The organism is Bacillus sp. ISO11, from assembly GCF_003458115.1.
Taxonomy (GTDB): Bacteria; Bacillota; Bacilli; order Bacillales; family Bacillaceae_G; genus Bacillus_A; species Bacillus_A cereus.
In genome coordinates, this window is record NZ_QXCO01000037.1 from 40533 (window position 1) to 48474 (window position 7942).

Here is a 7942-nt window from a genome sequence, read left to right on the forward strand (position 1 = left end):
ACTAGCCTTCGAGTATAATCAATCTCTATATAAATAACTTATGTAGTTTGAGCTGGTTAATCTAAGAGGGTGGGATAAAAGAAGACGGGGTGTTGATATGCAACGAAGAAAATCTTTAGCGCTTTCTATTCCATATCAGTTAGATTTCTTTAAGCAATATAAATTTCTTTCTCAGGGTAAATCGCAACATATTTTGTTAGAAAGCGGCCGTGGCGGTCGTTATAACATTGTAGGGCTGAACCCAGTAGCGGTAATCCGAGGGAAGGATGAAACGTTACATATAAGTGAAAGTGGTAAGGAAACAATAAAACGAGGGAATCCGTTAGATTTAATGCAAGAATATATGGAACAATGGAAGACGGACTATAACCCAGAGTATCCGCCTTTTCAAGGTGGTGCAATTGGCTATTTCAGTTATGACTGTATCCGTTATATTGAAAAGCTGCCTTTTCTTGCGGAAGATGATATTAATATACCTGACATCTTCTTTTTATTATTTGATGACGTATTTGTCTATGATCAAAAAGAACAAGTGTTATGGGTTATTACGCATTATGTAGATAAATATGAAGAGGCAAAAGAACGGCTAAATGAGTGGAAGAGTCTTTGGATGACAGAAGCGCCTGAAGTGACTGTGCCCTTTGAAAGTCCTGAAAAGAAAAGTGAAGCAGTTGCTTTTACTGAAGCCAGCTTTATGAAGGCAGTTGAATGTATTCAAGAATATATTGGGGCGGGTGATGTGTTCCAAGTAAACTTGTCGACGAGACAAGAAAGAACGTTACAGACACACCCACTAGAAATTTATACAAGTCTTCGTGAAATTAATCCATCTCCATATATGGGTTACCTGGAGCTTGGGGATTTTCAAATTGTTAGTGGATCGCCAGAGTTGTTAATTAAGAAACAAGGAACTGAAGTAAGTACAAGACCAATTGCTGGAACGAGATCTAGAGGCGCGGATGAGCAAGAGGATGAAGAATTAGCAAGAGAATTAATTGAGAACGAAAAAGAAAGAGCAGAGCATGTAATGCTTGTGGATTTAGAAAGAAATGATTTAGGACGTGTTTGTAAATATGGCACTGTAGAAGTAGATGAATTTATGGTAATTGAGAAATACTCACATGTTATGCATATTGTTTCTAATGTGCGTGGTGAGGTGGAAGAAGATAAAGATGCTTTTGATTTAGTGAAGGCTGTATTCCCTGGGGGAACAATTACTGGTGCCCCGAAAATACGTACGATGGAAATTATTGAGGAATTAGAACCTGTTCGAAGAGGGATTTATACAGGTTCAATCGGTTGGATTGGTTATTCTGGAGATACAGAATTGAATATTGTAATTAGAACACTTCTTGCTAAAGATGGAAAAGCTCATGTACAAGCAGGGGCGGGAATTGTAATTGATTCAAATCCAGAAAATGAATATAAAGAGTCGTTAAAAAAGGCGATTGCTTTATGGCGTGCAAAAGAACGTAGCGAAGAAACGGTTAGGTGAGAGAAATGATATTAATGATTGATAATTATGATTCTTTTACATTTAATTTAGTGCAGTTTCTTGGAGAACTTGGACAAGAGCTCGTTGTTAAACGTAACGATGAAGTGACCATTTCAGATATTGAGAATATGAAACCAGATTTTCTAATGATTTCTCCAGGTCCATGTAGTCCTAATGAAGCGGGGATTAGTATGGAAGTTATTAAATACTTTGCTGGAAAGATTCCGATTTTTGGAGTTTGTCTAGGGCATCAATCCATTGCACAAGTGTTTGGTGGAGAGGTTGTCCGTGCAGAACGATTAATGCATGGGAAAACGTCGCTTATGCATCATGATGGAAAGACGATTTTTTCGGATATTCCTAATCCGTTTACTGCGACGCGCTATCATTCCCTTATTGTTAAGAAAGAGACGTTACCCGATTGCTTAGAGGTAACATCTTGGACAGAGGAAGGAGAAATTATGGCACTTCGTCATAAGACATTGCCGATAGAGGGTGTGCAATTCCATCCGGAGTCTATTATGACTTCTCATGGGAAAGAGTTGTTACAGAATTTCATTTGTAAATACAGTCCAAGTGCAACATTATGTTAATTTACGTAAATGGTCAGTATGTAGAAGCAAGTGAAGCGAAAATTTCTCCTTATGATCATGGTTATTTATATGGTCTTGGAGTTTTTGAAACGTTTCGTATTTATAATGGCCATCCTTTCTTATTGGATGATCATTATGACCGTTTAATAGAAGCGCTGGATACATTGCAAATTAAATGGACAATGACAAAAAATGACGTGATGCTTATTTTGAAAGATTTACTCGCTAAGAATGAATTGAAGCATGCATATGTACGTTTTAATGTATCAGCGGGTATAGATGAAATAGGATTACAAACGGAAATGTATGAAGAGCCTTCGGTTATTGTTTTTATAAAACCTTTAACAGCTCCAGGAGATGTAGTGGAAAAAGAAGGTGTTATTCTAAAACAAGTGCGAAATACACCGGAAGGAACATTTCGTCTGAAGTCTCATCATTATTTAAATAATATTTTAGGGAAGCGTGAAATTGGAAATGTTGTGAGTAAGGAAGGTATTTTTCTTACTGAAGCAGGTTATGTTGCAGAGGGTATTGTTTCCAATCTATTTTTTGTGAAAGGTGATGTTTTATATACACCTTCGTTAGAGACAGGGATTTTAAATGGTATCACTCGTGCGTTTATTATAAAGAGTGCTGAAGAATTAAATATAGAAGTAAAGGAAGGTTTCTTTACAAAAGATGAGCTACTTTCAGCGGATGAAGTCTTCGTAACAAACTCCATTCAAGAAATTGTTCCGCTTTATCGTATAGAAGCGCAGGATTTCCCGGGTAAAGTAGGAGTGGTTACAAAAAGTTTAATGTACCTTTATGGAATGCAAAGAGAGAAATTATGGAGCAGAAATGAATTACGAAGAGGAGATGTGTAGTTTGAAGTGGGATTATGATTTACGCTGCGGCGAATATACATTGAATTTAAATGAAAAGACATTAATTATGGGGATTTTAAATGTAACACCAGATTCGTTTTCTGATGGTGGGAGTTACAACGAGGTAGATGCTGCGGTACGTCACGCAAAAGAAATGCAAGGTGAAGGTGCTCATATTATTGATATTGGTGGCGAATCTACTCGCCCGGGTTTTGCTAAAGTATCAGTAGAAGAAGAAATAAAGCGAGTTGGCCCGATGATTCAAGCGGTTTCAAAAGAAGTAAAATTGCCTATATCTATCGATACATATAAAGCTGAAGTTGCAAAACAAGCAATTGAGGCTGGTGCTCATATTATTAATGATATTTGGGGAGCGAAGGCGGAGCCGAAAATTGCTGAAGTCGCAGCTCATTACGATGTACCCATCATTTTAATGCATAACCGCGATAACATGAATTATCGTAATTTAATGGCGGATATGATTGCTGATTTGTATGACAGTATTAAAATTGCTAAAAATGCTGGTGTGCGAGATGAGAATATTATTTTAGATCCAGGTATCGGTTTTGCTAAAACACCTGAGCAGAACTTAGAGGCGATGCGTAATTTAGAACAGTTAAATGTGCTAGGTTATCCGGTTCTCTTAGGTACTTCGAGAAAGTCCTTTATTGGGCACGTATTAGATTTGCCAGTAGAGGAACGCCTTGAGGGAACGGGAGCTACTGTTTGTCTTGGTATTGAAAAGGGCTGTGAGTTTGTTCGTGTCCATGATGTGAAAGAAATGGCGCGTATGGCTAAAATGATGGATGCGATGATTGGTAAGGGGGTAAGGTAATTGGATAAAATTTATATCCATGATATGGAGTTTTATGGTTATCATGGCGTGTTCCCAGAGGAGAATAAATTAGGTCAGAGATTTAAAGTTGACTTAACGGTGGAGTTGGATTTAAAGCGTGCAGGGGAAAGTGATGACTTAGAGCATTCGGTCAATTATGGAGAGCTTTTCGAATTATGTAGAAAAGTTGTTGAGGATAGAAAGTATAAGCTTGTGGAGAGTATCGCTGAAAATATTGCTGCAGATATATTAAAACAATATGAAAGTATTTCGCGCTGTACAATTAAGGTAATTAAGCCGGATCCACCGATACCGGGTCATTATCGTGCTGTAGCAGTAGAAATTACGAGAGAACGTCCATGAACAATATAGCTTACATTGCATTAGGGTCAAATATTGGAGAGCGTTATACGTATCTAACCGAAGCGATTCAGTTTTTAAATAAAAATCCTTATATTCAGGTTGATGATATTTCATCTGTATATGAAACTGAGCCAGTTGGCTATACTGACCAAAGTTGCTTTTTAAATTTAGTTATAAAAATTTCTACCAATTTATCACCACAAGAATTATTGAAAGTAACACAAAAAGTAGAAAATGACCTAGGAAGAAAAAGGGAAATTAGGTGGGGGCCGAGGACTATCGACCTTGACATTTTACTTTATAATCAAGAGAATATTGAAGCAGAGAATCTTATTGTTCCGCATCCGCGGATGTTTGAAAGAGCTTTTGTTATCGTTCCGTTGTTAGAAATTAATCAAGACATAAAACAAAACATTTCATGTTCACAAGTAGAAGAAATGAAAAGGCGAGAGGGAGTAACGGTATGGAAGCAGAAAAATGGGGAAGACGCATTCGTGCTTTTCGAAAGCTAAAAGGTTACACACAAGAAGGTTTTGCTAAAGCACTAGGGGTATCTGTATCTGTTTTAGGTGAGGTTGAGAGAGGGAATAGATCGCCTTCTCAAGATTTTGTAGTAGAAGTTGCTAAGGCATTAAATGTTTCGATAGAGGAATTAATGCCAAAGTGATTGTACAGGAAGGAGTAGATTGATTGTTAAAGATTGCAAATATCGAGATGAAAAATCCGGTTGTACTAGCACCGATGGCGGGAGTGTGTAACTCTGCATTCCGTTTAACAGTAAAAGAATTTGGTGCCGGATTAGTTTGTGCTGAAATGGTAAGTGATAAGGCAATATTACTTAATAATAAAAGAACATTAGATATGTTATATATCGACGAGAGAGAAAAGCCATTAAGTTTACAAATTTTTGGTGGAGAGAAAGAAACTCTTGTAGATGCTGCGAAATATGTAGATAAATATACGACAGCAGACATAATTGATATTAATATGGGTTGTCCAGTGCCGAAAATCGTTAAATGTGATGCTGGAGCAAGGTGGCTTTTAGACCCGAATAAAATATATGAAATGGTAGCAGCGGTTGTAGATGCTGTTGAAAAGCCGGTTACAGTTAAAATGCGTATCGGTTGGGATGAAGAACATATTTTCGCAATAGAAAATGCTAGGGCTGTTGAGCGTGCTGGTGGCCAAGCTGTGGCGGTTCACGGACGTACACGAGTGCAAATGTATGAAGGAAAAGCGGATTGGGATATTATTAAACAAGTAAAACAATCTGTAAATATCCCGGTTATCGGAAATGGTGATGTCGCAACGCCGCAAGATGCAAAGCGTATGCTTGATGAAATTGGTGTAGATGGTGTTATGATTGGTCGTGCTGCTCTTGGAGATCCGTGGATGATTTATCGTACGGTAAAGTATTTGGAGACAGGTGAATTAATGCCGGAACCAACAGTGCGCGAGAAAATTGATGTATGTATGTTGCATCTAGATCGTCTTATCGACTTAAAGAATGAAAGTGTCGCTGTAAGAGAGATGAGAAAACATGCAGCTTGGTATTTAAAAGGTGTTCGTGGTAATGCGAGTGTACGTAATGGTATTAATGCTTGTAACACACGGGAAGACCTTGCGAATGTGTTAGGTACATTTGTAGAAGAAGTGGAAGCGAAACAACAAACAATTTACGTTGGTTAATAATGGACATAGGAGATTGACATTCTTCTATACACTTCCTATAATTACGTGAAAGAAAGAAGAGCTGCCAGTTAGTTGCTGGCAGTTTTTCTAGTTGAGTAGAAAATGCTATACTGTATATATTGTAAAATTAAATAGAGCTGGAGTGATATCAATATCATGGATAACATGAACCACGAAGAATTAAACGACCAATTGATTGTTCGTCGTGAAAAGCTACATAATTTACGTGAACAAGGAATTGACCCGTTCGGTAAAAGATTTGAACGCACAAATTCAACAACTGACTTAGTGAGTCTATATGGAGAGTTCTCTAAAGAGGAATTAGAGGAGAAGGAAATCGCTGTTTCTATCGCTGGTCGTATTATGACAAAACGCGGAAAAGGGAAAGCTGGATTTGCACATGTTCAAGATTTACATGGACAAGTTCAAATTTATGTTCGTAAAGATGCTGTTGGAGATGACGAGTACGAATTATTTAAAACAGCAGATTTAGGTGATTTAGTAGGTATTGAAGGTAAAGTGTTCAAAACAAACGTTGGAGAACTTTCAGTAAAAGCAACAGGCTTTACGCTATTAACGAAATCTCTTCGTCCATTACCAGATAAATACCATGGATTAAAAGATGTTGAACAACGCTACCGTCAACGTTACTTAGACTTAATTACAAGTATGGAAAGTCGTGAAACGTTCGTTACTCGTAGTAAAATCATTCGTGAGATGAGAAGATACCTAGATGACAACGGTTATCTTGAAGTGGAAACACCTATGATGCATGCAATTGCAGGTGGAGCTTCTGCGCGTCCTTTCACTACACACCATAATGCGTTAGATATGGAATTATATATGCGTATCGCAATTGAGCTACATTTAAAGCGTCTTATTGTGGGTGGTTTAGAAAAAGTATATGAGATCGGCCGTGTATTCCGTAATGAGGGTGTATCAACTCGTCATAACCCTGAGTTTACGATGATTGAATTATATGAAGCATACGCTGATTATAAAGATATTATGAAGTTAACAGAAGATATGGTTGCTCATATCGCGAAAAAAGTACTGGGTACAACAACAATCCAGTATGGTGATTATGAAATTAATCTAGAACCAGAATGGACACGTCTTCATATGGTAGATGCGATTAAGCAATACTCTGGAGCTGATTTCTGGAATCCGATGAGTGTAGAAGAAGCGCGTGAACTTGCAAAAGAACATAATGTAGAAATTAAAGATACAATGGAAGTTGGTCATATTATAAATGAATTCTTCGAACAAAAAGTAGAAGATAAATTAATCCAACCAACATTTATTTACGGTCATCCGGTAGAAATCTCGCCGCTTGCGAAAAAGAATGATGAAGATCCAAGATTTACAGATCGTTTCGAATTATTTATCGTTGCGCGTGAACATGCAAATGCATTCACTGAGTTAAATGATCCAATCGATCAAAAAGAACGTTTTGAAGCGCAATTAAAAGAGCGCGAACAAGGTAATGACGAAGCTCACATGATGGATGACGATTATATTGAAGCTCTTGAGTACGGTATGCCTCCTACGGGTGGATTAGGAATCGGTATTGATCGTCTAGTTATGTTATTAACAAATGCACCATCTATTCGTGATGTATTATTATTCCCTGCTATGCGCCATAAACAAGACTAAGCTTTGGAGATTTCTCCAAAGCTTTTTTTATTTGAGCATGAGTTGCGTGGGTATAGTAAATCTTGATAGTGCGAGAAATTATATTTATATAGAAGAAATGTGCTGTTTTTATACTTTTTTACTAAGTTAAAAATTTTATTAGAAAAACTATTGCATTTTAATAATCAAACTGGTATATTTATATTCGTTGCCACGAAAGGTAACAAACAAAACAAACGAAAAACAACTTATTGAAAAAAGTTGTTGACGAAAATATAACGAAATGTTATATTGATAAAGTCGCTTCTGAGCGACAAAGTAGTTCTTTGAAAACTGAACGAAACAAACAACGTGAAACGTCAATTTTTATTTTAGATGCTAGACAAACTAACTTTATTGGAGAGTTTGATCCTGGCTCAGGATGAACGCTGGCGGCGTGCCTAATACATGCAAGTCGAGCGAA

At 37.2% G+C, this 7942-nt stretch carries 9 protein-coding genes and 1 rRNA gene; all 10 read left to right on the plus strand.

The window, feature by feature from the left end; genetic code table 11:
• The first annotated feature begins 97 nt into the window (after nt 1–97).
• On the plus strand, nt 98–1495 hold the full coding sequence (gene pabB, locus D1166_RS26600; protein WP_097855946.1) for an aminodeoxychorismate synthase component I: 1398 nt from the start codon (nt 98–100) through the stop codon (nt 1493–1495).
• A 5-nt stretch (nt 1496–1500) separates the two neighbouring features.
• Nucleotides 1501–2088: an aminodeoxychorismate/anthranilate synthase component II gene (gene pabA / locus D1166_RS26605; protein ID WP_000602296.1), complete on the plus strand. Its 588-nt coding sequence runs from the start codon at nt 1501–1503 to the stop codon at nt 2086–2088.
• Complete coding sequence (gene pabC / locus D1166_RS26610; RefSeq protein ID WP_000909873.1) at nt 2082–2954, plus strand: aminodeoxychorismate lyase; 873 nt, start codon at nt 2082–2084, stop codon at nt 2952–2954. Before pabA ends, pabC begins: the two co-directional genes overlap by 7 nt.
• A complete protein-coding gene (folP, locus tag D1166_RS26615; RefSeq protein WP_118043487.1) occupies nt 2929–3789 on the plus strand; it encodes a dihydropteroate synthase in 861 nt (286 codons plus the stop codon). The genes pabC and folP overlap by 26 nt, the downstream gene beginning before the upstream one ends.
• Complete coding sequence (gene folB, locus D1166_RS26620) at nt 3790–4152, plus strand: dihydroneopterin aldolase (RefSeq protein WP_000358062.1); 363 nt, start codon at nt 3790–3792, stop codon at nt 4150–4152.
• Nucleotides 4149–4664, plus strand: coding sequence for a 2-amino-4-hydroxy-6-hydroxymethyldihydropteridine diphosphokinase (folK, locus tag D1166_RS26625; protein WP_001059447.1), 516 nt, complete (start codon nt 4149–4151; stop codon nt 4662–4664). Before folB ends, folK begins: the two co-directional genes overlap by 4 nt.
• Nucleotides 4616–4819, plus strand: a complete 204-nt coding sequence (locus tag D1166_RS26630) for a helix-turn-helix domain-containing protein (RefSeq protein WP_000387024.1) — start codon at nt 4616–4618, stop codon at nt 4817–4819. Before folK ends, D1166_RS26630 begins: the two co-directional genes overlap by 49 nt.
• Before the next feature lie 23 nt (nt 4820–4842).
• Nucleotides 4843–5841: a tRNA dihydrouridine synthase DusB gene (gene dusB / locus D1166_RS26635; RefSeq protein ID WP_000912251.1), complete on the plus strand. Its 999-nt coding sequence runs from the start codon at nt 4843–4845 to the stop codon at nt 5839–5841.
• A gap of 159 nt (nt 5842–6000) precedes the next feature.
• The gene (gene lysS / locus D1166_RS26640; RefSeq protein ID WP_000369668.1) at nt 6001–7500 is read left to right on the plus strand and encodes a lysine--tRNA ligase; all 1500 of its coding nucleotides are present in this window, start codon (nt 6001–6003) and stop codon (nt 7498–7500) included.
• 372 nt (nt 7501–7872) lie between these two features.
• A 16S ribosomal RNA gene (locus D1166_RS26645) occupies nt 7873–7942 on the plus strand; the annotation flags it as partial.

What these genes read in the sequence shown, in the direction of transcription:
- pabB (WP_097855946.1), top strand. Translation starts at nt 98, where the DNA reads ATGCAACGAAGAAAATCTTTAGCGCTTTCTATTCCATATCAGTTAGAT.
- pabA (WP_000602296.1), top strand. Translation starts at nt 1,501, where the DNA reads ATGATATTAATGATTGATAATTATGATTCTTTTACATTTAATTTAGTG.
- pabC (WP_000909873.1), top strand. Translation starts at nt 2,082, where the DNA reads ATGTTAATTTACGTAAATGGTCAGTATGTAGAAGCAAGTGAAGCGAAA.
- folP (WP_118043487.1), top strand. Translation starts at nt 2,929, where the DNA reads ATGAATTACGAAGAGGAGATGTGTAGTTTGAAGTGGGATTATGATTTA.
- folK (WP_001059447.1), top strand. Translation starts at nt 4,149, where the DNA reads ATGAACAATATAGCTTACATTGCATTAGGGTCAAATATTGGAGAGCGT.
- D1166_RS26630 (WP_000387024.1), top strand. Translation starts at nt 4,616, where the DNA reads ATGGAAGCAGAAAAATGGGGAAGACGCATTCGTGCTTTTCGAAAGCTA.
- lysS (WP_000369668.1), top strand. Translation starts at nt 6,001, where the DNA reads ATGGATAACATGAACCACGAAGAATTAAACGACCAATTGATTGTTCGT.